The organism is Belliella filtrata (genome assembly GCF_022549775.1).
In the GTDB taxonomy this organism is placed as follows: domain Bacteria; phylum Bacteroidota; class Bacteroidia; order Cytophagales; family Cyclobacteriaceae; genus Belliella; species Belliella filtrata.
Window position 1 is genome coordinate 21,465 of sequence record NZ_JAKZGP010000034.1, and the last position, 24,595, is coordinate 46,059.

The following is a 24,595-nucleotide window of genomic DNA, read 5'->3' on the forward strand; positions in this document are numbered from 1 at the left end:
GTTTTTTTATTTGATTATGGCTAGACATGTATTCTTCTTTTTGCTTCTCTTGCCACTGACAAATTTTGCGCAGCAAGAGCAGAAAATTACATTTTCAGGTTATTTGGAAACTTATTATTCCTATGATTTCAATAAGCCAAATGATCACCTTAGACCAGATTTTCTGTATAATTTCAAAAGACACAATGAGTTTTCGGTCAACTTGGCGCTGATCAGTTCATCTTATCAAGACGAACATGTTCGCAGTACGCTTGGGTTGATGCTTGGGAATTATGCACAATTTAACTTGGCAGGAGAGCCTCAATGGGCACAAATGGTGTATGAGGCTTCTGTTGGTTTTAGACTCACGGATAAGCTTTGGCTAGATGTGGGTGTGATGCCATCGGATATAGGGTTTGAAAGTGCAATAGGCGCTTCATGTTGGCACTTGAGTAGAAGCTTGCTGGCCGAGAATTCCCCATATTTTCTTACAGGGGCGAGAATGAGTTATGAAGCAAATGATAAGCTAAACCTCATGCTCTGGGCTACAAATGGATGGCAGAACATTCAGAGGGAACACAGAGTGCAAGGAGTAGGGCTTAGCTTTGCGGTTGATTATGATGTGGAGGATAAGTTAAATTTGCACTATGCCAATTATATAGGTAATGAAGACGTCAATCCTGGTGGTCAAATAAGAGTGTATAATAACTTTTTTGCACAATATAATTATGCTCAATGGGGATTTCTTGTTGGAGTAGATGCTGGTTGGGAGACCACTGTTTTTTCACAAGTCAACCATTGGAGGGGAGCTACTGCATCAGTCAGGAGGGAATTGAATGAAAAATGGTTTTTGGCAGGAAGAGTAGAGTATTACAAAGATAAGCAAGCTGTGATCCTCACAGAAGGGATGAAATTAAATGGGGTTTCCGCTAACTTGGATTATCAAATAAGTCCAAAAGGTTTAATTAGAATCGAGTTGCGGCAGTTTTTTGGTGAGGAAGCCTATTTCGAAATACCAGGAGCTAACTTTAGTAAAGGGAATACAGCTGTGACAACTTCTTTTTCCATAAGACTTTAACTCTTTACTTTCTTCTTGGGAGCTTTTTTTGTGATGTACTTTACGAATTCATCATAATTGATGTGCTCGTGGTTGCTCATGGTGAAAGAAGACTTGTCTGAAAATGCGACGGTGATTTGCCTGAATTCTTTTTTGTTAGCAATGATTTTCTCCTCTTCCCACGCTAGGATTTCTTCAATGTTATAAAGGTTGGTTTTCCCTCTCAAGGGATACTTTGTGACGATTTTTTCTTTTCCAAAAGATATAAACTTGAACCCAGCCATCATTTTGACTAGGAGCATCAACGTGACTACAGTGATGAGTGGCGCACTAATCAAGTAAAAGAAAAGTCCAAAAGCTCTTGTGTTTGTGAACTCATGGAGTATGTATATAAGTCCACCAATAAGAATGATTACAACTAGACTAAGTGCAAAGTAAGTATTGATTTTAGGTTTACAATGTGTCATATTTCTGCTTTGAGGATACTCAATTTTTGTTTTGAAAATCTAACCAAATCATCAAAAAAGTCTCCGAAATGCTGACGAAGTACTTCATGGTTTTCATCTAGGAAGATATGTGCATTTTCCATTTTAGAGTCAAATCTAGTTCGTTTGGATATGCCTGTCAAAGCTCTCCTGATTCCTTCGATTTCAGAATAGGCATATAGCCAATTATAATACTTCATGTATTGGTAGGCTTTCAGGAAGTTCTCTGGTAATATGTCTTCATAGGAGTCAATGACTTTGTAGACATCTTGAGCAAACTCATCAAGGTTTTGTGTATGATAGTTGTTCCAGTATCTTCCAAGGAAGTAGTCAAAATACATGTCAGTGATAACTGAAGCATATCGGCCAAACTGAGGTTTTAGTAGTGCTTGTGCTCCTTTTACTACTGGATGCGTATCGGTAAATCTATCAATTTCTCTGTGAAGATGAACACCGATGACAATTTCCTTTTCATAGATTGTGTCTATAGGTCCTCTTACGAAGTCTCCAATAAAGTTTCCAATAAGTATCTTTGGTTCACCAAAAGATAGGTATGCATGAGCGAGAAAATTCACAGATTGCTGAGCTTTGGGTTCCTAAAAGAACCAAATATGATTCATTTTAGTTTATGGGGTTAAATTTAATTGATTGATGGTTAATATTCAGGAAGAATTAAACTTTTCATTAAAACTTCTGAAAGAAGAATGGAAGGAAGACTTGCAGCAATATCGCAATAAATTTGCCTATACATCTATTTCAGACCGAAAGGAGCAAGGGGTTTGTTGGTATCCAGTGATGCTCAAAAAGTCAAAGATAGGAATGGGCGACAGGGTGATTTTGGAACTAGAACGAACTGATGTGAATCAATCGCATGTTTTTCAATCTGGTAAATCAGTTTCAATTTTTTCAAACCAACCTGATCGCCAATCTCAGGAATTTAACATCAATGCAGTAGTAAATTTCGTGAAGAGGGATACCATGGTAGTAACACTACAAGGAGATTTCTTGCCAGACTGGATAGAGGAGGGACGCTTGGGTGTGGATTTATTGTTTGATGAAGCTAGTTATCGAGAAATGGAGTTTGCACTCAAAGCTGTCCAGAAGGCAGAAAAGGGTCGATTGGGAGAGCTTAAGAAAGTGCTGTTAGGTGCCAAAGTTGCTAACTTTCAAAATGGAACATTTCAAAAATTAAGTAACCTGAATGATGCACAGAACCAAGCATTAGAGTTAGTCAATTTTGCTCAGGATGTAGCGATCATTCATGGTCCTCCTGGTACAGGTAAGACCACCACACTAGTAGCTTCTATAATGGATACATTGCGCTACGAAAGTCAAGTTATGGTATGTGCGCCAAGTAATGCCGCTGTGGATCTCTTGGTAGAGAAGTTGAGTGAGTTGAATATCAATGTGCTTAGGATAGGACATCCCGCGCGTGTTGAAGAGAAAATCCTTGCTCAGACTTTGGATGCAAAAATCTCTCAGCACCCAAGCTATAAAGACTTGAAAAAGCTTAGGAAATCCGCTGAATCTTACAGGAGCATGGGGCAGAAGTACAAGAGGAACTTTGGTCATGAAGAGCGTATGCAAAGAAAACGACTCATGGAAGAAGCAAAGCGTATCAAAGAAGATGCAGAGCATTTAGAGAATTATATTGTCTATGATGTATTTCAAGCAAGTCAAGTGATCGCTTGTACTATGGTCGGAGCTTCAAATCAAGCACTGAAAGGAATGAGTTTTCCAGTGGTGTTCATTGATGAGGCAGGGCAAGGACTAGAGGCTGCTACATGGATTCCAATCATGAAGGCAAACAAAGTAGTGATGGCAGGAGATCATTGTCAATTGCCACCTACAATTAAGTCTATAACTGCTGCAAAGGCTGGGTTAAGTGAGACCCTGTTTGAGAAGGTGATCAAGCGTCAACCGGATTTCTCTAAAATGCTGACCATACAATACAGAATGCCGAGTGTTATCATGGGTTTTTCAAGTTCACAGTTTTATCAAGGGAAACTAGAGGCAGCAGAGAATACTTTAAGTCATCACTTCGGACAAGAAGAGCCTGTAATGGAGTTCATAGATACAGCGGGAAGTGGCTATGCAGATCAGCAAGAGCGTACCACCTTAAGTACACTGAATGCAGATGAAGCGAAGTTTTCACTAGATTATCTTGAGCAGTTCATGAAAAAGATAGGTATAGCTACTTTCAAGCAAGAAAAAAGAACAATTGGATTAATTTCACCCTATAGGGCTCAAGTTAGGAAGTTTAAAGAGTTGATTTTTGAAAGTTATGATTATCCAAACTTGCGGGCATTTGAGGATTTGCTCACCATAGATTCCATAGATGGATTTCAAGGACAAGAGCGTGATCTCATCATAATAAGTTTGGTGAGATCCAACGCTAAGGGAGAAATTGGGTTTCTAGCAGATGTCAGACGAATGAATGTCGCACTTACAAGGGCCAAAAGAAAGCTTGTGATCATAGGGGATAGTGCTACATTAGCTACTCATCCATTTTACGACAAGCTACTGACTTACATTCAAGAAGAAGGTACTTACAGAAGTATATATGAGTTTTTGTCTTACTAATTCTCTTTGCCTTTCAGTGATAAGTTGAGGTAGCTCAATACATCACCAAATGTCTCGATGGCTTCACCATATCCCTTCGGTATGTCTCGACTTCTAAGCTTAGCAAGTAAGAATCCATATACGCCATTGATACAGATTTGTATTTCATTCCCAATGTCTTCACCATTGGCATCCATGATCATTTGAATAATGTGGGGTTTTGCCTTGTGGTATATTTGATAGTAAGTTTGGTCTTCTTTTAGCAACTGCCAATGCGTAACAGCAAGTGTGTCAACATGCTTCTGAATCATGCTCAAATGGCCAGTTTTATTCACGCCTTCGACTTTCATCATTTCAGAAAGATGAGAGAACCAGCGTTCTGTAGCTAATTTTTCTTCATCGGATACAGGGTAATGTGAAATCACATATTGTCGAATGTCAGCAAGATTAAAATCATAGGCTCTTATCAGGTCTTCCATTTGATACATGTAAATGATGTACTCTGGGAGGTTGGCCTGTAATTTTTTTTCAGCTATTGCAATCATCGAGGGAGGTTTTTTTATTAATTCGAAATATGGATTGCAAAAATAATCAAATTGAGGATATTGAATATGCCCATGGTGTTATAATCAGTTTTTAGAGATTTAGAGGGATAAATTTGTATGCTTTAGGATACTTTTTGAAATTCTTGAGGATAGTCTACTGATTTTCTGTTATTCCGCATAAAATTCTCTATTTTTGCGCCTTGAATGAATATGAAAAAGATAAGAAATTTCTGTATCATCGCCCATATTGACCATGGGAAGAGTACACTAGCGGATAGATTGCTACAATTTACCAACACGGTCTCTGATCGTGAGATGCAAAATCAATTGCTGGATAATATGGATTTGGAGCGTGAGCGAGGCATCACAATCAAGTCACATGCTATCCAAATGAAATATAATTATAAAGGAGAAGAGTATACACTCAATCTGATAGATACCCCTGGACACGTGGATTTTTCGTATGAAGTATCTAGGTCAATTGCTGCTTGTGAAGGCGCTTTACTGATCGTGGATGCATCTCAGGGTATAGAGGCTCAGACGATTTCTAACTTGTATTTGGCAATTGGACATGATCTAGAGATCATTCCAGTCTTGAACAAGATCGACCTTCCAGGAGCTGACCCAGAGGTAGTGGCGGATGAAGTGATAGAGTTGATTGGCTGTGATCGTGAAGATATTATTTTGGCTTCTGGAAAAGAAGGGTTGGGTATTGAAGATATACTCAATGCTGTAGTAGAGAAAATTCCAGCACCAGAAGGAGATCCAGATGAGCCATTACAGGCTATGATTTTTGACTCTGTTTACAACCCATTTCGCGGAGTTGAGGTAATCTTCAGGATCTTCAATGGGACCATAAACAAAGGAGATAAGATCAAGTTTGTCAATACAGGGAAGGAATATGATGCTGATGAGATTGGTGTTTTGGGTATCAATCAGATACCTCAACAGACTGTAGCTGCTGGAAATGTAGGTTATTTGATATCTGGGATCAAAGTGGCCAAGGAAGTGAAAGTAGGAGATACCATTACTCACCTCAAGCGTCCATGTGCCAAAGCAATACAAGGTTTTGAAAATGTAAAACCTATGGTTTTTGCAGGTATTTATCCTGTAGATACAACAGAATTTGAAGAGCTTAGAGCTTCCATGGAGAAACTTCAGCTCAACGACGCCTCCTTGGTGTGGGAGCCAGAAACCTCTGCCGCTTTAGGTTTTGGGTTTAGATGTGGTTTTTTAGGAATGCTTCATATGGAGATCATCCAAGAGCGATTGGAGCGTGAGTTTGACATGACAGTGATCACAACGGTACCTTCAGTGCAGTTTAGAGCATTGATGAATGATGATAAGTATAATGTGATTAATGCTCCATCAGATATGCCAGACCCTAACAAGTTCAAGCATATTGAAGAGCCATTTGTGAAAGCGACTATTATCACTGCTTCAGATTACGTAGGTTCTGTGATACAACTTTGTATGGAGAAGCGTGGTCAGATCAAAAATCAGGTCTACCTGACTTCTGAAAGGGTTGAGTTGACCTTCGATATGCCATTGGCAGAGATTGTATTTGACTTTTTTGATAAGCTGAAAACTATCTCAAGAGGATACGCTTCATTGGATTATGAACTGATCGGGGCTCAACAATCCCACATGGTAAGGCTCGATGTGATGCTCAATGGTGAAGTAGTGGATGCACTTTCTGCTATTGTTCATAGAGATAAAGCTTATGAGTGGGGTAAGAGGCTTTGCGAAAAGTTAAAGGAACTCGTGCCAAGACAAATGTTTGAAATAGCGATTCAAGCTGCTATAGGAACAAAGATCATTGCTAGAGAAACAGTGAAGGCACTTCGTAAAAACGTATTGGCTAAGTGTTATGGAGGGGATATTTCTCGTAAGCGTAAGCTTCTTGAAAAACAAAAGAAAGGTAAGAAAAGAATGCGCCAGGTTGGTAATGTAGAAGTTCCACAGGAGGCATTTATGGCTGTCTTGAAGCTGGATTAATGATTATACTCAAGGTACTGTTCAGCTAAGCCTATTTGACGGACTGATTTGTGAATAGAATGAGAGCAAGTCAATGGAGATTTATTTGATTCAAAAATCCCATGATGTCTAATCCTGAGGTTATTTGAAATAATTAACAATAAGCTGTTATTATGTATCAATCAATTTTAAAAGTTTGGGTAGGTTCCAAACTTTTAAACTTTAAACCCTTCAAACTTTACAACCAATCAATCAAAAATCTTTAAATCTTAAATCTAAAATTAAGGAATGCTTCTAATCGACGGAAAAAAGACATCAGAAGATATAAAATCAGAGATTGCAGTACAGGTCTCTAAAATAAAAAAAGAAGGAGGTAAAACACCACACCTTGCTGCGATTTTGGTGGGGAACGATGGCGCAAGTCAAACCTACGTAAACGCCAAAGTGAAGTCATGTGAGCAAGTAGGCTTTGAATCTACTCTTGTCAGATTGGATGCATCCGTGTCTGAAGAGGAGCTGCTTCAAGTCGTTGCTGATATCAATGAGAATTCAGAAATTGACGGGCTAATTGTGCAACTTCCTTTGCCAAAGCATATTTCGGTTGAGAAAATCACCAATAAAATCAAGCCAGAGAAGGACGTGGATGGGTTTACACCAGCTAACGTTGGTAGAATGACACTTGGTTGGCCTGCTTATGTGGCTGCGACACCTTATGGTATTGTTGAGCTATTGAAGAGGTATAATGTGGAAACCTCTGGTAAGCACTGTGTAGTGATCGGGAGAAGTCATATCGTAGGTTCTCCCATGAGCATACTCATGGCTAGGAATGAGTACCCGGGCAATTGTACAGTGACCTTAACCCACAGTAGGACGCAAAATCTTGCAGAAATTACTCGTTCAGCTGATATTTTGATTGTAGCGATTGGAAAGCCAGAGTTTGTAACAGCTGATATGGTAAAGCAAGGAGCTACTGTGATTGATGTAGGGATTCACAGGATCGATGATGCTACAAAGAAATCAGGCTTTAGGCTAATCGGCGATGTGAAGTTTGAAGAGGTGTCTCAAAAAGTGTCCGCTATCACACCTGTTCCTGGTGGTGTAGGGCCTATGACTATAGCCTCATTACTTTATAATACACTTTTGGCTGCTGAAGGTAAGGTTTATTCAAAGTAATGAGTTGATAATGAGGATGGCGATTTTTTGATGTTGAAAAATCTCATCTATGATTTGCAGGGTTGTGCAAACCTTCCTATTTTTGCTCTCCCTTTACTGCGCACGTGGTGAAATTGGTAGACACGCCATCTTGAGGGGGTGGTGCCCTACGGGTGTGGAAGTTCGAATCTTCTCGTGCGCACAAAAAAAGCTCTTAACATGACGTTAAGAGCTTTTTTAATTTATCAAGGTATTTTTATTTCTTGCTTGATTCATGTTTTGCATTTTGCCAGTCCATTTTCATACCTAATAGTGCAATGATTCCCCATGCGCCGTTGATAAACACACTTGGAAAGGAAGCGTCGTAATAGGTGTTTACTACTAGCAAGATAGCACCTAGTAAGTTAGCAAAGTGATATCTCATACTATTGGATTTCCATTTTTTGGTAATTAATAAAAAGTAAGAAATCAAAAAGCACAAGGCTCCTAGCCACCCTAAGCTATCCATCCAGAATTTTACATCAGTCATTTGTTTTTTGTTTTACCAACCATTTGTTGACCCTGTTGTGCTTTCCGATGAGTATTGCTTTGAATTGCTCTTGATCAAAATCTTCAATAGGCAGGGATAATTCGCCTAATCGTCCTTTAACAGTTGAAAGGTGCCTGAAATTATCATTTTGTCCAGTCGTTCGAAATTGGTTTCCAATGGCAACCCAAATTTGAATATCCTCATCATCTTGCCCAAGGAATTCCCATTGGAAAGTGATGTCATTTTGATTTCGGATCACTTTTGGATGTCTCAATGAAATCTCACCTGTCAAAGCTACTCCATCCATTTCATTGAGTTGTGATTCGGTTGGGTTGATCTCTAAGTGACGAATCATCGTAGGTAAAATATCTACGATCGCCACAGAATCGGATTGAAAATGTTTATTAAGTGATTTTGCATTGGTTGAAATCCAAATCTCTCTCTCTCTATCAGATTGTCCTCCATGATGAAGTCCTGTGGTAGGTTGTCTTCCATGATCTGTAGTGACCACGATCAGCCAGTCCTCACCCATAGCAATTCTTTCTAATACAGCATCATAAATTAATCCAGTCTGTCTATCAGCTTCCTCCACTGCTTGATATAGCTGTGGACTGTCGCCATATCGATGCCCCATATCATCAGGATACTCTAAGTAAACCCAGCTTAAGTCAGGGCCTTCTTGGGCTATGTACCTAGCGGCTTCTTTTGATACTTTTTCATCAATTTCGAAAATGTATCGCTTTTCAGCGTCATGTGGAAATGCGATGGTGTCGATTTCAAACCCATCAAACGAATAGTCAAGTTCCAGTTGATTCGTTTCTTCTAGCCCTTCACCAAGTAATTTGGTTCGATTATCAAGCCAAGTAGAGAAAATGGCAAGTTTTGCATCTGGTCTTTCTTCTTTTAGTAGCCTGAAGATCGTCCAATAGTTGTAGTTTGGTCTTCTGATGTCATTTCCGAAAACATTGTGCTTGTTCACCCAGGTGCCTGTCAATAGGCTGTTGTATCCTACAGCTGAGATGGTAGGTGTCTCTGAATATCCTCCACGCTCACCTCCTACATATGCTTTTGTAAAGCCTCCCTCTTGAGCAATCCTGTCTATGTGAGGTGTATTTACATGAGAAATCACATCGTATGAGATTCCATCCAAGATGATGAAAACAACTTTCTTTGGCTGTTCTTGAGCCATCAACATCGTTGTGGAACAGGTAAATATCAATAGGGTAAGGAGTAGATTTTTCATTTTAGGAATATTTCAATTTATGTCATCAAGATAAGGCCTGTCAGGTTTTTTATCAAATTATTGAACCTGACAGGTTTTTGGATGAATCAGGAGACACTGATAAATCAATTAAGGTTTATTATTGTGAAATTCTTTAATTTTTATTTTTGAGCATATTTAAGGTCTCAACAACCACATTTCACCGTTGATGTCATCCTGCCCATTGAACTGTCTCTGAAGTGCTTCATTCATGTTGCTTAAGTTAAGCTGGATTTCGTTTTGTGGATACATCCATCTTTTTGGTATTCCTCCTGGATTGATAATCTGTGTAGATAGACTGAAAGTAGGAATCCCAGTTCTTCTTTGATTGTAAAATGACTCCCAACCGGTGTTTAGAAAGAAGGACGTATGTTTTTCTTCTAAAATAAGCCTTAAGCCTTCTGCCTGATTGAAGCTAATAGATGATTGATTTAAGTAATTTGTTATCTCTGTTTCTGATATACCATTGAAGCTCATAGAGGCTCTGATGCCCTCATTGTAGTAAGCACTTGCATCGGCATTGATCCATCCTCTATGAGCTGCTTCTGCAATGGTGAATGCTAGCTCAGGATAGCCCATGAGTAGGGAAGGTTGGTTTTCAGGATCACTATGATATCTGCTGTCAATGGGAGAGCCATTACCAGCCAAAATTTGGTTTGTGTTTTCTGCCAATGGATTTGCTCCCCCAAGACCTTCGTAAGCATTTGGATCATTTTCTGGGAGATCCCTGCCATTCGCTGTTTGATTTGCGAAGGAGAAAAGACGAGGGTCATTTTTAGCTTTTAATCTATCCACGAATGATTTTTCCAGATAGTAGGCTGTTCTCAAATCATTGGAATTGAAAAGGGGATACCTGTTTCCCTCGATATCAAGATATCTCAAAGCTCCATTGTCTTCATTGCCTCTCATCAATGGGTAGGTGTTGGGATCATTATATATTTCTGCAAATTTCCCTATAATGTTAAGGCTGCTGTTATTTTCCTTGATAGACAAGCTGATCAGAGTTCTCAAGGAAAGCGAGTTGATCAGGCGTTTCCATTTCATCTGATCACCATTGAAGATGATATCACCTAGAATTTGACCACTTTCTGAACTGAGCATGGCATTGGCCATTTTTAGATCTTCCAAAACTTGTATGAAAATAGATTCTTGGCTATCATAACTAGGTAAGAAATTGCCTTCTTGTCCCTTTACAGCGTTACTGAATGGTACGTCTCCAAACGTGTTTGTCAATTTCAGGATATAGTGTGAGCGGAAGAAAATAGCCAAAGCCCGATAGCTGTCATTGTTAGTCCTTTCTGCTTCCTCCTCCAATTTCAAAACTTGTCTAAGTTGATCATAATCCCCAAATCCAGCTCTCTGCCAGCCGTAGTATTGATTATCAGAGGTTGAGTTGGTGAAAATCAATTGGCGAGAGGCTAAAGCTGCTCCAGTACTGACTGAACTGAAAGCATTGGTTTCAATAGCAGTCAAAAGAAGACTTGGTTCTGCTTGTACTGGCCTATTAGGATCCAACTGCAAGTCTTCAAATGATTGACATGCTGCCATTGATAGGCAAATTATTAGAAGATGTAATTTTTGATAGATTTTCATGTTTTCTAAAATTTAAAAGCTCACATTAACATTGAATCCTACGTTTCTCACAGAAGGTGTCTGAAGGTTGTCTACACCTGAATCTGGATCGATATTCTCTACATTTGACCAGAGGAGTAAGTTTCTGCCTACAAGAGATATGGAAGCACTTTGTAAGAATGTTCTGTTCAATACCATGCTTGGTACCTGATAGGTGAGAGATACTTCCCTTAATTTGATAAATGAGGCATCGAAATAATGTGTGTAATTAGCGTTTAATGTTGTCTTGTTCCAGGCGATATAATCTATTGCTTGTTCGTTTTCAGCATAAGTCCTGGTGTCTTCCAGAATATTTCCAAAATCATCAAATCTGACCGAGCCGCCAGTTACTACTACACCATTTGCTATGTATGAACTGATACCGTTGTTTGCATCATCTCTGAATTGGTTTACTGTACCTGGATGAGTTCCTCCCCACCACATTTTCTCATTTGTTAAGGAATAAATAGTGCCACCAATTCTTCCGTCAAAACCAAACCCCAATTGGAAGTTTTTATAATTGAAAGTGTTTTGGATACCCAGTATGAAATCAGGATTTACATGTCCCATCATCCTTTGATATGGGTCTCTGATAGGGAATCCGTTTTGACCAATGATAAGTCTACCTTCAGGAGTTCTTTGGTATTGGCTATTGGAGAAGATCTGATCTGTTCTTTCTCCCACCATGATGTTCCCAAACCTGTCAGAACCATCAAAGCTTTCTGTAAGGTATCTTTGGTATGTACTCAAATTTAATCCAATACTCCAGCTAAAGTCAGCACGTGTTATTGGAGTTGTGTTTAGCATCAATTCCCAGCCTTTTCTAGTGAAAACAGCACCGTTTTCTAACCTGGTCGTAAATCCTGAGGCTGTTGATACTGGTACTGAGATGATATTGTTGAAATCTTTGATGTGGAAATACGTCAAGTCTATACCTAATTTGCCTCCAAATAGTCGGGTGTCAAGACCTACTTCAAAGCTGTCTGAAGTCTCAGGGCTGATCTCAGGATTGATTAATGCTCCAGGGAAAACTAGGGATGGGCTTCCTCCCCAGTTGATGCCAGGAGTGTAGGCTTGGATGTGGCTATATGGATTTGAGCTAATTCTTCCATCAGATACCCGAGACCAGCCTGTTCTTAGTTTTAAGAAGTCGATTGGTTTTGGCATTGTGATGAGATCGGATATGGTTCCTGCCAATGTCACTGAAGGGTAAAAGAATGAATTGTTGTTTACAGGTAGTGTAGAAACCCAGTCATTACGTCCTGTTATAGTCATAAAGATGGCGTTCATAAATTCAAAATCTACTGTTCCGAATACAGAATTGATCTGCTCTCTGGTCAGTCTATTCGATCCTGAGAGTGGCTGCTCGGAGTTTGCTACGTTATAGAAATTTGGAATAGCTAAACCATCGGTATTTAAGCTCTCGCTTCGGAATCTGATAAACCTGTTTGAAGCTCCAGCATTGGTGTTGATCACAAAGTTTTCACCTATGGACTTTTTGTAGCTCATGATGAAGTCGGTGTTCATGTTGATCTGTGCAGAGTTGTATATGTAAAAATTCCCTCTAGAAACCCTTCCATACTTGACATAACTTTTCGGCTCTTTATCTGTCCGGTCAAGTGCATACATGTTTATACCAGATCTCAAAGTGAAGTTTAGGTCTTCATTGGCTTTATAGTCTAGCTTGAACTGCCCAAATGTGTTGTCTTTGTGATACCCCCTTAGGTATTCATATGCTTGAAAATATGGATTGTTATAATAGGTGTTGTTAAAGTGCTTTTGTTGAAATCCTTCTTGACCAGGTACCCAGTAGTCTCTAAGGTTCCTAACATCTACATCTGTTCCTGTCCAAAGTACCAAGTTGTACAAGTAGTTTTCTGGCCCATAAGGAGTTTCAGGAAAATTGTTTGTGTACTGTCTGTTGTAAGTAAGAGATGCATCCGTGGTGAGTTTGTCAGAAAGCTTGTATCCTCCAGCGACACTGAAGGATGTGTTGTTCAAGTCCGTATTTGGAACCAACCCCTTTTGATAGACGTGAGATGCAGATAGCCTATAGCTTCCCATTTCATTTCCAGAGGTCACGTTGATGTTGTTTGTGGAGATCAGCCCATTTTGGAAAAAGTTTTTGATATTGTTCCTTCCTCTTGAAATAAACGGAATAGGAATTCTTTCCCCGGTGACTGGATCAATAGGGCTGTTGTATTGAGGTCTTTCTACAAATCCGCTTGCTGTGGTAGGGTCAGGTACATCCAATCGTGGTCCCCAAATCCATCCAAAACCTTCTGTACCACTCCCAGATCCATCTACGTAGGCATATTGTCCATTGTCTCCATTTCCATAAGTCGTCTGTACTTCTGGGATCACCAAGTAGCTTGGTTGAAACATGGTGGAGGAGTTGATTTCTACTTTAGTGCCTTTGGATCCTCTTTTTGTGGTGATCATAAGGGCTCCATTTTTTCCAATTGCACCATAAAGGGCTGATGCTGTTGCACCTTTAAGGACATTGATTGACTCCACATCATCTGCATTGATTTTCCAGAAGTCATTTTCAGTACTTGGGATCCCATCAATGACAATAAGTGGGGTAGCTCCTCTCAAGCTTATGACAGGGTCTTGGAAAAGTGCTGTTGAGTTATTGATCTGAAGACCTGCGATTTGACCTGTAAGTGAGTTTATCAAGTTTGGTTCTCTCGCTTTGGTGAATCGTTCTCCATCTACTTCTTGCACTGCATATCCGAGTGATTTGACGCTTTTCTCTACACCCAGTGCTGTGACTACAACACTTTCTAAATCCGTGACATCTGGGGTCAATAAAATGTCTATCACTGAGCGATTATTGATTGACTCCTCTATGGCTTGGTAGCCAATATATGTAAACCGCAAAATATTTTGATCTCCTGTGTAAGAGATCCTGTAGGATCCATTGAGGTCTGTTACCACTCCTGTCGATGTGCCTTTCAAAAGCACAGTTGCACCAGGGATAGGTTGACTATTTTCATCGATTACTGTTCCAGTGATCACTTTGGACTGTCCAAAGCTTTCATGCATGCTTACTATTGTCCAGAATGAAACTAGACATGCACATGCGATGATTTTGTAGAATACTCTCATAAGCCATTAGGTTAAGTTGCTATTTTATGCTTAGCAAAATAAGGTTACTGGTATTACTTTATGAGGTCAAAATTTTTAAGGAATCATTAATTAAATGATTCATCAATTAATTAATTGTTAATTCAATTTATTGAACAGGTGTTCAATTGTATCAGTTAAAAAAATAATCCTAGTTTTGTATCTATGGGAATAGAAAGTATAAGTGATATAAGGAAAAGGGAGATTGTTAAAGCCTTTTATAACACAGCAATCCGCGAGGGTTTAGAAAATACTTCAATTGCAAAAATTGCGAAGTCGCTTGAAATACAGCCAAGTTTGATCATTCACTACTTTAAGAGCAAAGATGAATTGGTTACAGCATTGATAGATCATTGCTTGGAGTTGTACTTACAGATTTTTGAAAAAGCGTATGCTGCACATGATTCAAAGTCAGAAGTACTGAAATCATTACTTCATAGTATGTTTTCTAAAGATTGGGATGCATTATTTGATGATGGCGTTTATTATAGTGCTTACGCAATGGTATTTAGAGAGCCTGATATTAGAGATAAGTTTAGCAAAATCCATCAGACATTAAGGTCTAAGTTTAGTTTATTGCTTCAAGAGTGTCTAAGTTCAGGAATCATATCATGTGAAGAACCTGAAGTAGCTGCGCATCATGTTTTTTCATTAGTAGATGGTACATATTTTTATATTAACATGCTAAGTGATGAAGCTAGTCAAATGGAACATCTTCTTATGAGTGAAGCTTTAGCATTAGAAATTATAGGGTTCAAAAAGTAAAGTGCCTCAAAACATACTCAACTGATCAGGTAGGTGCTTGAATGTCTTTCTGTGAATAGGCGTCAAGCCAAGTTGGCGAATACCCTCTCGGTGAGCTTTTGTGGGGTATCCTGCATTTTTCTCCCAGCCATATCCAGGGTATTGAAGGGCATATTTTTCCATAAGTGTATCTCTGTAAACTTTAGCTAAAATAGACGCTGCAGCAATGCTTGCATATTTGCCATCACCTTTGACTATGCAGCTGTAAGGAATTTCTAATTCAGTTTTGAACTTGTTTCCATCTATGAGCAAGTGTTCGGGAGAATGGGTGAGTTTGACCACGGCTCGGTTCATGGCCAAGAATGAAGCGTTGAGGATATTGATTTCATCAATTTCCTCAACGCTTGCTTCCGCTACTGCCCAAGCAATTGCATTGGTTTTGATTTCATTCACCAATGTGGCACGACTAGACTTTTTAAGTTTCTTAGAGTCGTTGATCAGCTCATCAGCATAGTCTTCTGGGAGTATCACGGCAGCAGCCACTACTGGACCGCACAGGCACCCTCTTCCAACTTCATCACAACCTGCTTCTAGTCGATTAGATTCTAAATAAGGGAGAAGCATGATCCGCAATTGATTTTTCGTCTTTTGAATATTTGTAGATCATCTCGGCTACCAGACCAGTCCATCCAGTCTGATGTGAGGCTCCTAAACCTCTGCCATTATCTCCATGAAAATACTCGTAGAATAAAATATAATCCTTGAAATGAGGGTCTTCCTGCATCTTCTTGTTGTCACCATTGAAAGGCCTATTGCCATTTTCGTCCTTCATAAAGATCTTCATGAGACGATAAGATAGCTCTTTAGCTATCAAGTCCATCGTAAGGTAATTCCCCGATCCTGTAGGATATTCTATACTGAATTCACCACCATAATAGAAGTCGTACCTCTTTAGGGACTCGATGATTAGGTGATTGATAGGAAACCATATCGGTCCTCTCCAGTTGGAGTTTCCACCAAACATCAAAGTGTCAGACTCTCCAGGGACGTATGATATTGTGGAAATGTTCCCGTTGATTTTCATTGAGTAAGGATGCTTTTCATGGAATTTAGAAAGCGATCTTATGCCATATTCACTTAAGAACTCGTTACTATCCAACATTTTTTGCAAGATGCTCTTCATTCGGTGTCCTCTAAGCAAAGCAAAAAGCCTACGCTTATCATGTCCCGGCTGCTCCCAGCTTGTAACCAAAGAAGCTAGTTTGGGCTTTTCTTTCATGAAAAACTCCATCCTCCGCTTAAATTCTGGTAAGTTTTCAAACATTTCTTCACGGATAGGTTCTACAGCAAAGAAAGGGATGATGCCAACTATGGATCTCACTTTCATTACTTTAGGGTCTTGACCTTGCACGTGGAAAATATCATAGAAGAAATTGTCCTCATCGTCCCATAAACTGATATTTTCGCCTGAAATGTTATTCATCGCACCAGCAATGTAGAGGAAATGTTCTAAGAATTTTGTTGCAGTATGTTGGTATACTTTATTGAACTCACATAAATCTAGGGAGATTCGTAATAGATTTAGAGAAAACATAGCCATCCACGAGGTGGCATCTGCTTGCTCTAGCTTTCCTTTGTAAAGTGCCGCGTGGCTACGGTCTATTAGAGAGATGTTGTCTAATCCCAGAAACCCACCTTCAAAGAGGTTTTTTCCCTCATTATCTTTTCTATTGACCCACCAGGTAAAGTTAAGCATCAGTTTGTGCAAGGCCCTCTCAAGGAATTCATAATCTCCTTTCCCTCCATTCATTTTTTTGTCAATCTGATACACTCTTTCTACAGCGTAAGCATGTACTGGAGGATTGACATCGGAGAAGTTCCATTCATAGGCTGGAATCTGACCGTTGGGGTGCATATACCATTCATTGAGCAAAAGTATCAGCTGATCTTTTGCAAAATCAGGATCTATCCTAGCAATAGGGATACAGTGAAATGCAAGATCCCATGCAGCATACCAAGGATATTCCCACTTGTCAGGCATGGAAATGATATCATAATTTTGGAGATGTCTCCAATGGTGGTTTCGGCCAGTTTTTCTTTCCACAGGCGGGATATAACGTCCTTGATCGCCATCAAGCCAACGCTCTACATTGTAATAATAAAACTGCTTGCTCCACATCATTCCAGCAAAAGCTTGACGCTGAATGTTTTTTAGATCTTCTTCCTGAACCATTTGCTGAATTTCATTGTAGAAATCATCCGCATCTGATTTTCTGGCTTTGAGTATCTCTTCACATTCCTGAGCTGCATCTTCGACTAATTGGTTTGTCATCCTTAGCTTTACAGTTGCTTCACCACGTGCAGGGATCTTCAACTTGTAGATAGCTGCAGCCTTAGTCCCGAAGTTTTCTGGATTCAAATGTTTTTCTTCCCCAAGGACTACGTAGTCATTGATAGCGTCTTTAAGAAAGCGCTTGTCATTTGGGATGTTGTATAACCTTTCTCTATTCGTCTCATTGTCACAGAATTTTATTTCTGGATCACCATCAAAGTCAAAGTAGTAATTTCCACTTTTTGGGGTATATGCTTTGATTTTTGAGGGTTTTTTCAAAGAAAGCTTTGGCTTGAATGGTTCATCACCCGTAAACCAGGTCTTTCTAAACCAAATCGTTGGCATCACACAAATCTCAGCTTCTTGATCTGACCTGTTGTGTATCGTTGCTTTAGCGACAATGTCTTCAAAATCTTGTTTGGCATATTCTATAAAAATGTCAAAATACTCATCATTGTCAAAAATGCCAGTGTCGATCAACTCAAATTCACGGTCTTTTTTCGTTCTTGATCGATTCTCTTTCAATAGCTTTTCGTATGGGAAAGCCTGCTGAGGATACTTGTAAAGCATCTTCATGTAGCTGTGTGTAGGTGTACTATCCAAGTAATAGTAAATCTCTTTCACATCCTCACCATGGTTGCCTTGATTGCCAGCTAGTCCAAAAAGTCTTTCTTTGATCTGGTAGTCTTTGCCATTCCAAAAAGCCCAACTTAAGCAAAGCTTTTGCTTATCATCACTGATACCGGCAATTCCTTCTTCTCCCCATCTGTAAGCTTTACTTTTGGCATCATCATGAGATACATTGTCCCATGCAGAACCATCTCTACTATAATCTTCCCTTACGGTTCCCCACTGCCTTTCAGTAAGGTATGGACCCCACTTTTTCCAATGTTTCTCTTTATTCTTGTCTTCTGTAAGCCTTTGTTTTTCTATATTCATCTGTAATTATTCCGTACTCTCAACTGGAAATTTACAATAATTTGTCCAAGACTCCAGTATATTAAATAGGAGATTGAGAAATTCTCAATGGTTTTTTTTCGAAATCGTTTGAAAACGGCATTTTTCAAGAATACATTACAATTTTCTTCTTTTTTTGTTTGAAAATGTATGGTATTGGGTAAACAAACTCTTCATTTTGACAATTGAAGCTCAGGTTTTGTCTTGTTTTATTTTGTGTATGTAGAAAAAATATGCTCCCATTTGGTTTTCATTTGATTGACCCATTGCTTCATGTGCGACTGCTGTGGCTGTTGATGTGTTAGAAATTTATCAAAAATCCCAAAATCAAACTCATGGTGGCTGATTCCTGCACCAGAAGCTACTGCATCTAAGGCATTGCATGCTTGTTCATATTGACCTGCTACTGGTACTAGCATCACTGGCTTACCCAAGTACATGGCTTCACAAATAGATTCGAAACCAGAGGTGCTCATGAGACCTTTGCATTCGGCCATTTTTTCAAGGAATAATTGATCGTTGATTTGGTGAAAGGTCAAATTCGATAAGGGTGAAGTTGTCTTTTCAGCATTTGGATTATCCCAGAATGCCTCAATTTTTATTGCTGGATTATTTTTTGCAAATTCAGTGACCTCGGTGCCATATCCTGCATTTACCATGTAAGTCAGTATGAAATCTCCTTGAGTGGGTTCTAATCTAAAAAGCTCGGGTCGCAGAAGTGGAGGGATGATTTCTACTTTTTTTGACTTAAGATTTATATTATCCTCTTTGAATGAAAGTGCAATTTGTAGGTCTGCACCCAAAGCTGTCATTTTTGTGTTCAGAATGAAAAGGGTTTTCTCCAGGTTTTTTGAGGGTGCAAATGTGAAATCAGGATGATTGATCAAATATTGATGTCCAATCACCCAAAATAGACATTTAGGTTTGAAGAGGTAGTTGTATATTCCTGCGAGGAGGTCGTAAAAATTGATGATAAGGTCTGGCTTGCTGTTTTTGACAATTTTATCCAGCTGTTGGAGTGATTCGGTGTATGCTTTAGATTTTAAAAGGTTGTGGCTAATGGTTTTTCCGATCAATATTTTCTTGTGGTCAAGGTCTGTGACAAAGTTTGGGCTTTCGAATGTATAAATAGTTGTGTTTATTTTCTTTTGAAAAAAATCTGGGATTTTTCGCCTATTACTTTTGCCAATGCAGACAGCTACAACTTCGTGACCCATTTCATGAAGCATAGATTTCAAGGCAATGGCTTGAGTCATGTGTCCTCTGCCTTCACCCTGTACGATAAAAATTACTTTCATGAATTATAAAAAATGTGGGGGTTTGTGTTCATCTGGGATTTTGGTGAAAGCAACCGTTTTGAGTTCTCTGTACTCTGGTTCTGTATTCATTTCATTTGAATCGTTATTTTCCTCTTTTTGTTGCCTGAAATCGATCTCATTGTAATATATAAGTTGCCAATTTCCTTCAAAGTCCTCTGCTAAGGCAGACATTGTCTCTACCCAGTCTCCAGAGTTGAGGTATTCGATTCCATCTATGTTTCTATTTTCTGCTTTGTGGATATGTCCACAGATGATACCGTCACAGCCTTTTGCTTTCGCCATTTTAGCAAGTTCTTCCTCATACTGATCTATGTAGGATACAGCGGATTTAACTTTTCCTTTGACGTATTGACTCAATGAAAAGTAGGGAAGCCCTCTCTTTCTCCTATGGTAATTGACAAGCCGGTTGAGCCAAAGCAAAAATGTATACCCCATGTCTCCTAGGTAAGCTATCCATCTTAGGTTAGTGGTAATGCTGTCAAAAATGTCCCCATGTGTGATGAAGTATTTCTTGCCATTAGACTCATAAATCATATCCGCAAGTATGGAAAGGTTGCCGATTTCGAGTGGTAATATCTGATCTAAAAAATCATCATGATTTCCTCTTAGGTAGTATACCTTGGTGTTGTCTTGCTCTATCATTTTGAGCATTCGATTGAAAAATCTCGTGTGTTTTCTTTTCCAAGAACCAGATTTTCTTAGCTGCCAGCCATCAATTATATCGCCATTCATGATGAGGTTGTCGCAACTATATTGCTTCAGAAATCTTGCTACTTCTTTAGCTTTGGATCCTTTGGTACCTAAGTGTACATCCGAGATCACGATGGTTTTGAAGTGTGTTTTCAAGGTCTATCAGTTTTGCTTGCAATATATAGCCCTTAGATCAATACAAAATGATCTGAATATTATCAAAATGAGATGTTTAGCTAATCGAAAACCTATTGTGTGAATTTTAAGTTAACACCCTATATGATTTTATTTAAATATTGTTTTTAGGTAAGTTTCTTTGAAAATGGTTCTTTAGTATTTAGCTTGACCCTATAAATGCTGTCTATGAAAAGCTTGGTTTTGTTATGTGTTCTGATCGTTGTTGTTTTCTCATCTTGTAATTCAGAAGATCGAGAGCCGCATTATAATGTCTTGGGTTACTGGGATGTAGTTATGGTGAGGTTATCCCAGGATGATGAACTCCTCATTGGGGAGCAAATCAGGTTTTCTGAAAGATACATATTCAATGATGATGGCACTTTTATTAAGTTTACTACAAGGAACAGTAGAACATCCACACCACTGCCTGAACCATTACAGGCACTGGGTCATTATCATGTAGAAGAGTCTACAGATGAAGCGTTTGTGTATGAGTTAGAGCTTACTTTTCAGACGAATCTGATGTTGTCCAATGGCTGTGGTGAGGTTGGTACGGAGTATTTGAAGTTGACAAAGGGGAATAACCTTGTCCATGATAAAGTGACATCCTGCGGAGGAGTTGAATTTTTTTATTCGAAACAAGCGAGTAGGTTTTGATTAAGCATTAAAAATCAGTTTGAAAGTAGTGCCTCTACCTATTTCTGATTTTACTTGAATATTGCCTTTGTGCCTACGCATGATTTGCTTAGAGAGACTTAGTCCTATACCTGATCCTTTCTTTTTTGTGGTGAAAAAAGGGATGAAAATTTTTGATAATGCCTCTTCTTCAATCCCTTTTCCTGAATCAGTCACTTCAATGATGATTTTTCCTGCTTCATCTATGAATGCCTTGATAGATAATACCTTGGTGACACATTCTTCCATAGCATGAATCCCATTATGGATCAAGTTGATCAATACTTGCTCTATCAAGTTTTGATCCCCAAAAAGAATCAGATTTTCTGGTTCCACCGTACAGTTGACCATGATTTGCTCGCTTTCGAACTGATGCTGCATCAAGGTTTTGAGTTGAAGCAATAGTGGTTTTATAGAAATGGTACTGAACTTAGGATTGGGAACATGAGCCAAGCTTCTAAAGTCAGATACAAAATTGATCAATCCTTCACTACGTTTCTCAATCGTTTTGATACCCATCTGATAATCTTCCAAATCTTGACCAGAAGGCTTTTCATTGTGCTCTAGTTTATGCTCAATCTCTGAGTTTATAGTAGATGCTAGCGAAGAGATAGGGGCTATGGAGTTCATGATTTCGTGGGTAAGCACTTTGACAAGGTTTTGCCATGCTTCCATTTCTTTTTCCTCAAGTTCACTTTGGATGTTTTGTAGGGAGACAAGTTTGATTTTCACATCTCTCATCACGAGTTCTATCACATAGACAGAAAGTTGCATAATGCCATCAGGGTGAGCGATTTTTATCAATTCACTTCCTCCTGTTCTCAGTCCATGTATAGCTTGATGAAGTTCTTTGTTTACTTGCTCTACTTCCGCAATGTACTGGATCTGCTGAATATTGAGCATTCTTTTGGCAGCGGTATTGAGTAGCTGTATTCTCCCGTCCTCTTCGAAAGTGATCAGTCCAATGCTGAGGTGCTGGAAGAGTGATCGAAAGTATTGGAAATTGGCTTCTTTTTCTGCTTGGTCTTCTTTCAGTTTTGCCAAAATGGCATTGAATTCAATGTGAAGGTCGTCTGTTTCTGTCCCGTCAAACTTGACAGGGAAAAGTGCGCTATAATTGTCTTGTTTGATATTGTCTAAGAATAACCGTACTTTTTTAAATGATTTTTCAGCATAGCTGATTAAGAAAATCGTCTGAGCTAAGATCAAAATGATAAATAGCGAAGTCGCAAACACACCCGCACTGCTGATGATAAAGTATGATAAAATGAAAATGGAAACGGCTAGTAAGATAATCCTACCAGCCAACCCAACTTTATAGTCCATATTTTTCTAACCTTCTATAGAGTGATGCTCTAGTCAAGCCAAGTTCTTTAGCTGCTTTAGAAATATTCCCTCCATTCTTATCAATTGCTTTTTGAATCACATTTTTCTCCACTTCATCCAGGTTGTAGGAGGCAGGGCTTGCTACTTTATCATTAGTAGGCTTGGATGATAGGAAAAAGAAGTCCCTGCTGTCCAGTTCCTCACCCTCTGCCATGATGATTGCTCTTTCTATAGCATGCTGCAGCTCCCTGATATTCCCAGGCCAATGGTACTGCTGTAACAGTTGCATTCCAGCTGGCTTAAATCCTTTGAAATCCTTCCTATATTTCTGCCCGTAGATTTTCAAGAAATGATTTGCCAGTAGAGGTATGTCATCTTGCCTGTCACGAAGAGGTGGGAGGAATATTTCGACTGTATTGATCCTGTAAAGTAAATCTTGACGAAAAGTATTGTCCATTACCATCTCATGTACGTGCATGTTAGTGGCACAAATCAGCCTGATGTCAACCGGAATGGCTTTGTTGGTGCCTATTCTTGTTACCTCTCTTTTTTGTAAGACAGTGAGTAGTTTGGACTGTAATGGCATGCTTAAGTTTCCGATTTCGTCCAAGAAAAGTGTTCCGTTATCGGCTATTTCGAATCTACCTGCCCTATCTTCTTTGGCGTCCGTGTAAGCCCCTTTTTTATGTCCAAAAAGCTCTGACTCGAACAAAGACTCAGTGATGGCACCCATATCTACCCCCACAAAGATATCGTCTTTGCGAAGTGATCTGTCATGTATTGCGCGAGCGATGAGTTCTTTTCCTGTTCCATTCTCTCCTAGTATCAACACATTGGCGTCAGTCTGTGCTACTTTATCGATGATAGAAAAGATGTTTTTCATAGAAGCGCTGGTGCCTATGATATCAGAGTAGGGTTTTTTAAGGTCAGATTGTAGCTGTCTTTGTTTTTTGGACAGCTTGTCTACTTGATCATAACTTTCTTTTAGCCTTGTGGCGGCTGTAAGCGTGGCTAGCAATTTCTCATTTTGCCAAGGTTTCAAGATGAAATCAGATGCGCCTTCTTTAAGTGCTTTTACAGCCATTTCTACATCTCCAAATGCTGTTATTAAGATCACAACGGCCTTTGAATCAATCTCTTTGATTTGTTTCAGCCAGTGGAATCCCTCTTTGCCAGATGTAGTGTCATCGGTAAAGTTCATGTCTAGTAGGATTACATCATAGCTGTTGTTGTTGACTAGAAAAGGGATTCTTCGAGGGTCTTTCTCGATCGTCACCTCTTTCGCATACTTTTTAAGGTGCATTTTGGCAGCAAAAAGTAAGTCTTCATTGTCATCTATAATAAGAATTTTTCCTAGTTGTGGAGTTTCCATAGTTGATAGTAGATTGATTTTACATGATAACTATTCAAAATGATGCCATTAGGGAAAAGACCACTATGTGAAGCATATACAGCAATATTAGCAAAAGAATTGTTCAAAAACGAACGAAATATGATCGAATTTGAACGCTTTATGAAAGCATTAAGCTATGGGTTTTTATCCCTATGAAAATTGCCTACCTTTGTATCAATAATCAATAATAAATAAAATATGTCTTTAGCAAACAAAGGAAATTCAGTAAAAGTACATTATACAGGGAAATTGAAGAGTGGAGTAGTTTTTGATTCTTCAGAAAACAGAGAGCCTCTTGAATTTGTACTTGGAGATGGTAACATGATCAAAGGTTTCGATGCGGCTGTACACGGTATGCAAGTAGGTGAAGCTAAGTCTGTAACCATTCCATCTGAGGAAGCTTATGGTGGTAAACGTGATGATATGATGGTAGATATCCCAAGAGCTGAGGTGCCTGCAGACATCAAGCCAGAGGTAGGTTTGGATCTTACGCTTCAAGGCCCACAAGGACAGCCGATGCCTGTAAAAGTTGTTTTTGTTGATGATGAAAAGATTACTTTGGATGCTAATCATCCATTGGCAGGTGAAGATTTGATTTTCGATATTACATTGGTTGAGATTGCTTAATTAGTTCTTTCTCCAAATTGGATAAACATTAAAAGCCATTAGAATCTCTAATGGCTTTTTTTATACTT

The 24,595-nt window shown here is 39.1% G+C and carries 20 protein-coding genes and 1 tRNA gene; 8 read left to right on the forward strand and 13 right to left on the reverse strand.

Annotation, left to right across the window (positions count from 1 at the left end):
• Window positions 1-16: 16 nt before the first annotated feature.
• Complete coding sequence (locus tag MM239_RS13020) at window positions 17-1,057, forward strand: outer membrane beta-barrel protein (protein ID WP_241348686.1); 1,041 nt, start codon at window positions 17-19, stop codon at window positions 1,055-1,057.
• Here the strand turns inward: MM239_RS13020 and MM239_RS13025 are convergent.
• Entirely contained in the window at window positions 1,054-1,503 is a 450-nt protein-coding gene (locus MM239_RS13025; RefSeq protein WP_241348687.1) for a hypothetical protein, read from the reverse strand. The two genes, MM239_RS13020 and MM239_RS13025, sit on opposite strands and share 4 nt — an antisense overlap.
• The gene (locus MM239_RS13030) at window positions 1,500-2,096 is read right to left on the reverse strand and encodes an acyl carrier protein phosphodiesterase (RefSeq protein WP_241348688.1); all 597 of its coding nucleotides are present in this window, start codon (window positions 2,094-2,096) and stop codon (window positions 1,500-1,502) included. The genes MM239_RS13025 and MM239_RS13030 overlap by 4 nt, the downstream gene beginning before the upstream one ends.
• A 76-nt stretch (window positions 2,097-2,172) precedes the next feature.
• On the opposite strand from MM239_RS13030, the gene MM239_RS13035 reads away from it, so the two are divergent.
• Complete coding sequence (locus MM239_RS13035) at window positions 2,173-4,104, forward strand: AAA domain-containing protein (protein ID WP_241348689.1); 1,932 nt, start codon at window positions 2,173-2,175, stop codon at window positions 4,102-4,104.
• On the opposite strand, the gene MM239_RS13040 is transcribed toward MM239_RS13035, so the two are convergent.
• A complete protein-coding gene (locus MM239_RS13040) occupies window positions 4,101-4,628 on the reverse strand; it encodes a DUF4924 family protein (RefSeq protein WP_241348690.1) in 528 nt (175 codons plus the stop codon). The genes MM239_RS13035 and MM239_RS13040 overlap by 4 nt on opposite strands.
• A 210-nt stretch (window positions 4,629-4,838) precedes the next feature.
• Between MM239_RS13040 and lepA the strand changes: the two genes are divergently transcribed.
• The 3 genes from lepA (at window position 4,839) to MM239_RS13055 (ending at window position 7,959) form a co-directional block, all read left to right on the forward strand.
• Window positions 4,839-6,626: a translation elongation factor 4 gene (gene lepA, locus MM239_RS13045; RefSeq protein WP_317235637.1), complete on the forward strand. Its 1,788-nt coding sequence runs from the start codon at window positions 4,839-4,841 to the stop codon at window positions 6,624-6,626.
• 267 nt (window positions 6,627-6,893) lie between these two features.
• A complete protein-coding gene (locus tag MM239_RS13050; protein ID WP_241348692.1) occupies window positions 6,894-7,778 on the forward strand; it encodes a bifunctional 5,10-methylenetetrahydrofolate dehydrogenase/5,10-methenyltetrahydrofolate cyclohydrolase in 885 nt (294 codons plus the stop codon).
• Between the two features lie 98 nt (window positions 7,779-7,876).
• Window positions 7,877-7,959: transfer RNA gene (locus tag MM239_RS13055), tRNA-Leu, on the forward strand.
• 54 nt (window positions 7,960-8,013) lie between these two features.
• Here the strand turns inward: MM239_RS13055 and MM239_RS13060 are convergent.
• From MM239_RS13060 to MM239_RS13075, 4 genes are all read right to left on the reverse strand, one after another.
• Window positions 8,014-8,286 (reverse strand): CBU_0592 family membrane protein, encoded by a 273-nt coding sequence (locus MM239_RS13060; protein WP_241348693.1) that lies wholly within the window; start codon window positions 8,284-8,286, stop codon window positions 8,014-8,016.
• Window positions 8,279-9,529: an alkaline phosphatase family protein gene (locus MM239_RS13065; RefSeq protein WP_241348694.1), complete on the reverse strand. Its 1,251-nt coding sequence runs from the start codon at window positions 9,527-9,529 to the stop codon at window positions 8,279-8,281. Before MM239_RS13065 ends, MM239_RS13060 begins: the two co-directional genes overlap by 8 nt.
• A 156-nt stretch (window positions 9,530-9,685) precedes the next feature.
• Window positions 9,686-11,095, reverse strand: coding sequence for a SusD/RagB family nutrient-binding outer membrane lipoprotein (locus MM239_RS13070; RefSeq protein ID WP_241348695.1), 1,410 nt, complete (start codon window positions 11,093-11,095; stop codon window positions 9,686-9,688).
• A gap of 57 nt (window positions 11,096-11,152) precedes the next feature.
• The gene (locus tag MM239_RS13075; RefSeq protein WP_241348696.1) at window positions 11,153-14,269 is read right to left on the reverse strand and encodes a SusC/RagA family TonB-linked outer membrane protein; all 3,117 of its coding nucleotides are present in this window, start codon (window positions 14,267-14,269) and stop codon (window positions 11,153-11,155) included.
• A 183-nt stretch (window positions 14,270-14,452) separates the two neighbouring features.
• On the opposite strand from MM239_RS13075, the gene MM239_RS13080 reads away from it, so the two are divergent.
• Window positions 14,453-15,052: a TetR family transcriptional regulator gene (locus MM239_RS13080; RefSeq protein ID WP_241348697.1), complete on the forward strand. Its 600-nt coding sequence runs from the start codon at window positions 14,453-14,455 to the stop codon at window positions 15,050-15,052.
• 6 nt (window positions 15,053-15,058) lie between these two features.
• Here MM239_RS13080 and MM239_RS13085 read toward each other — a convergent pair whose 3' ends face one another.
• The 4 genes from MM239_RS13085 to MM239_RS13100 form a co-directional block, all read right to left on the reverse strand.
• On the reverse strand, window positions 15,059-15,655 hold the full coding sequence (locus MM239_RS13085; RefSeq protein ID WP_241348698.1) for a ribonuclease HII: 597 nt from the start codon (window positions 15,653-15,655) through the stop codon (window positions 15,059-15,061).
• Entirely contained in the window at window positions 15,630-18,302 is a 2,673-nt protein-coding gene (locus tag MM239_RS13090; protein ID WP_241348699.1) for an MGH1-like glycoside hydrolase domain-containing protein, read from the reverse strand. The genes MM239_RS13085 and MM239_RS13090 overlap by 26 nt, the downstream gene beginning before the upstream one ends.
• A gap of 227 nt (window positions 18,303-18,529) precedes the next feature.
• Window positions 18,530-19,618, reverse strand: coding sequence for a glycosyltransferase family protein (locus MM239_RS13095; protein ID WP_241348700.1), 1,089 nt, complete (start codon window positions 19,616-19,618; stop codon window positions 18,530-18,532).
• 3 nt (window positions 19,619-19,621) lie between these two features.
• Complete coding sequence (locus MM239_RS13100; RefSeq protein WP_241348701.1) at window positions 19,622-20,485, reverse strand: UDP-2,3-diacylglucosamine diphosphatase; 864 nt, start codon at window positions 20,483-20,485, stop codon at window positions 19,622-19,624.
• A 207-nt stretch (window positions 20,486-20,692) separates the two neighbouring features.
• Between MM239_RS13100 and MM239_RS13105 the strand changes: the two genes are divergently transcribed.
• Window positions 20,693-21,163 carry a hypothetical protein gene (locus MM239_RS13105; protein WP_241348702.1) on the forward strand — a complete coding sequence of 157 codons (471 nt, stop codon included), beginning with the start codon at window positions 20,693-20,695 and terminating at the stop codon, window positions 21,161-21,163.
• Here MM239_RS13105 and MM239_RS13110 read toward each other — a convergent pair whose 3' ends face one another.
• Window positions 21,164-22,507, reverse strand: a complete 1,344-nt coding sequence (locus tag MM239_RS13110; RefSeq protein WP_241348703.1) for a sensor histidine kinase — start codon at window positions 22,505-22,507, stop codon at window positions 21,164-21,166.
• Window positions 22,497-23,879 (reverse strand): sigma-54-dependent transcriptional regulator, encoded by a 1,383-nt coding sequence (locus MM239_RS13115; protein ID WP_241348704.1) that lies wholly within the window; start codon window positions 23,877-23,879, stop codon window positions 22,497-22,499. The genes MM239_RS13110 and MM239_RS13115 overlap by 11 nt, the downstream gene beginning before the upstream one ends.
• 219 nt (window positions 23,880-24,098) lie before the next feature.
• Between MM239_RS13115 and MM239_RS13120 the strand changes: the two genes are divergently transcribed.
• A complete protein-coding gene (locus MM239_RS13120) occupies window positions 24,099-24,527 on the forward strand; it encodes an FKBP-type peptidyl-prolyl cis-trans isomerase (RefSeq protein ID WP_241348705.1) in 429 nt (142 codons plus the stop codon).
• The last annotated feature ends 68 nt before the right edge of the window (window positions 24,528-24,595 follow it).

Coding starts and splice junctions, on each gene's coding strand:
- MM239_RS13095 (WP_241348700.1), bottom strand. CDS start 19,618: ATGAAAGTAATTTTTATCGTACAGGGTGAAGGCAGAGGACACATGACT.
- MM239_RS13065 (WP_241348694.1), bottom strand. CDS start 9,529: ATGAAAAATCTACTCCTTACCCTATTGATATTTACCTGTTCCACAACG.
- MM239_RS13070 (WP_241348695.1), bottom strand. CDS start 11,095: ATGGCAGCATGTCAATCATTTGAAGACTTGCAGTTGGATCCTAATAGG.
- MM239_RS13120 (WP_241348705.1), top strand. CDS start 24,099: ATGTCTTTAGCAAACAAAGGAAATTCAGTAAAAGTACATTATACAGGG.
- MM239_RS13080 (WP_241348697.1), top strand. CDS start 14,453: ATGGGAATAGAAAGTATAAGTGATATAAGGAAAAGGGAGATTGTTAAA.
- MM239_RS13115 (WP_241348704.1), bottom strand. CDS start 23,879: ATGGAAACTCCACAACTAGGAAAAATTCTTATTATAGATGACAATGAA.
- MM239_RS13040 (WP_241348690.1), bottom strand. CDS start 4,628: ATGATTGCAATAGCTGAAAAAAAATTACAGGCCAACCTCCCAGAGTAC.
- lepA (WP_317235637.1), top strand. CDS start 4,839: ATGAAAAAGATAAGAAATTTCTGTATCATCGCCCATATTGACCATGGG.
- MM239_RS13090 (WP_241348699.1), bottom strand. CDS start 18,302: ATGAATATAGAAAAACAAAGGCTTACAGAAGACAAGAATAAAGAGAAA.
- MM239_RS13075 (WP_241348696.1), bottom strand. CDS start 14,269: ATGAGAGTATTCTACAAAATCATCGCATGTGCATGTCTAGTTTCATTC.
- MM239_RS13020 (WP_241348686.1), top strand. CDS start 17: ATGGCTAGACATGTATTCTTCTTTTTGCTTCTCTTGCCACTGACAAAT.
- MM239_RS13025 (WP_241348687.1), bottom strand. CDS start 1,503: ATGACACATTGTAAACCTAAAATCAATACTTACTTTGCACTTAGTCTA.
- MM239_RS13060 (WP_241348693.1), bottom strand. CDS start 8,286: ATGACTGATGTAAAATTCTGGATGGATAGCTTAGGGTGGCTAGGAGCC.
- MM239_RS13050 (WP_241348692.1), top strand. CDS start 6,894: ATGCTTCTAATCGACGGAAAAAAGACATCAGAAGATATAAAATCAGAG.
- MM239_RS13085 (WP_241348698.1), bottom strand. CDS start 15,655: ATGCTTCTCCCTTATTTAGAATCTAATCGACTAGAAGCAGGTTGTGAT.
- MM239_RS13035 (WP_241348689.1), top strand. CDS start 2,173: ATGGTTAATATTCAGGAAGAATTAAACTTTTCATTAAAACTTCTGAAA.
- MM239_RS13110 (WP_241348703.1), bottom strand. CDS start 22,507: ATGGACTATAAAGTTGGGTTGGCTGGTAGGATTATCTTACTAGCCGTT.
- MM239_RS13105 (WP_241348702.1), top strand. CDS start 20,693: ATGAAAAGCTTGGTTTTGTTATGTGTTCTGATCGTTGTTGTTTTCTCA.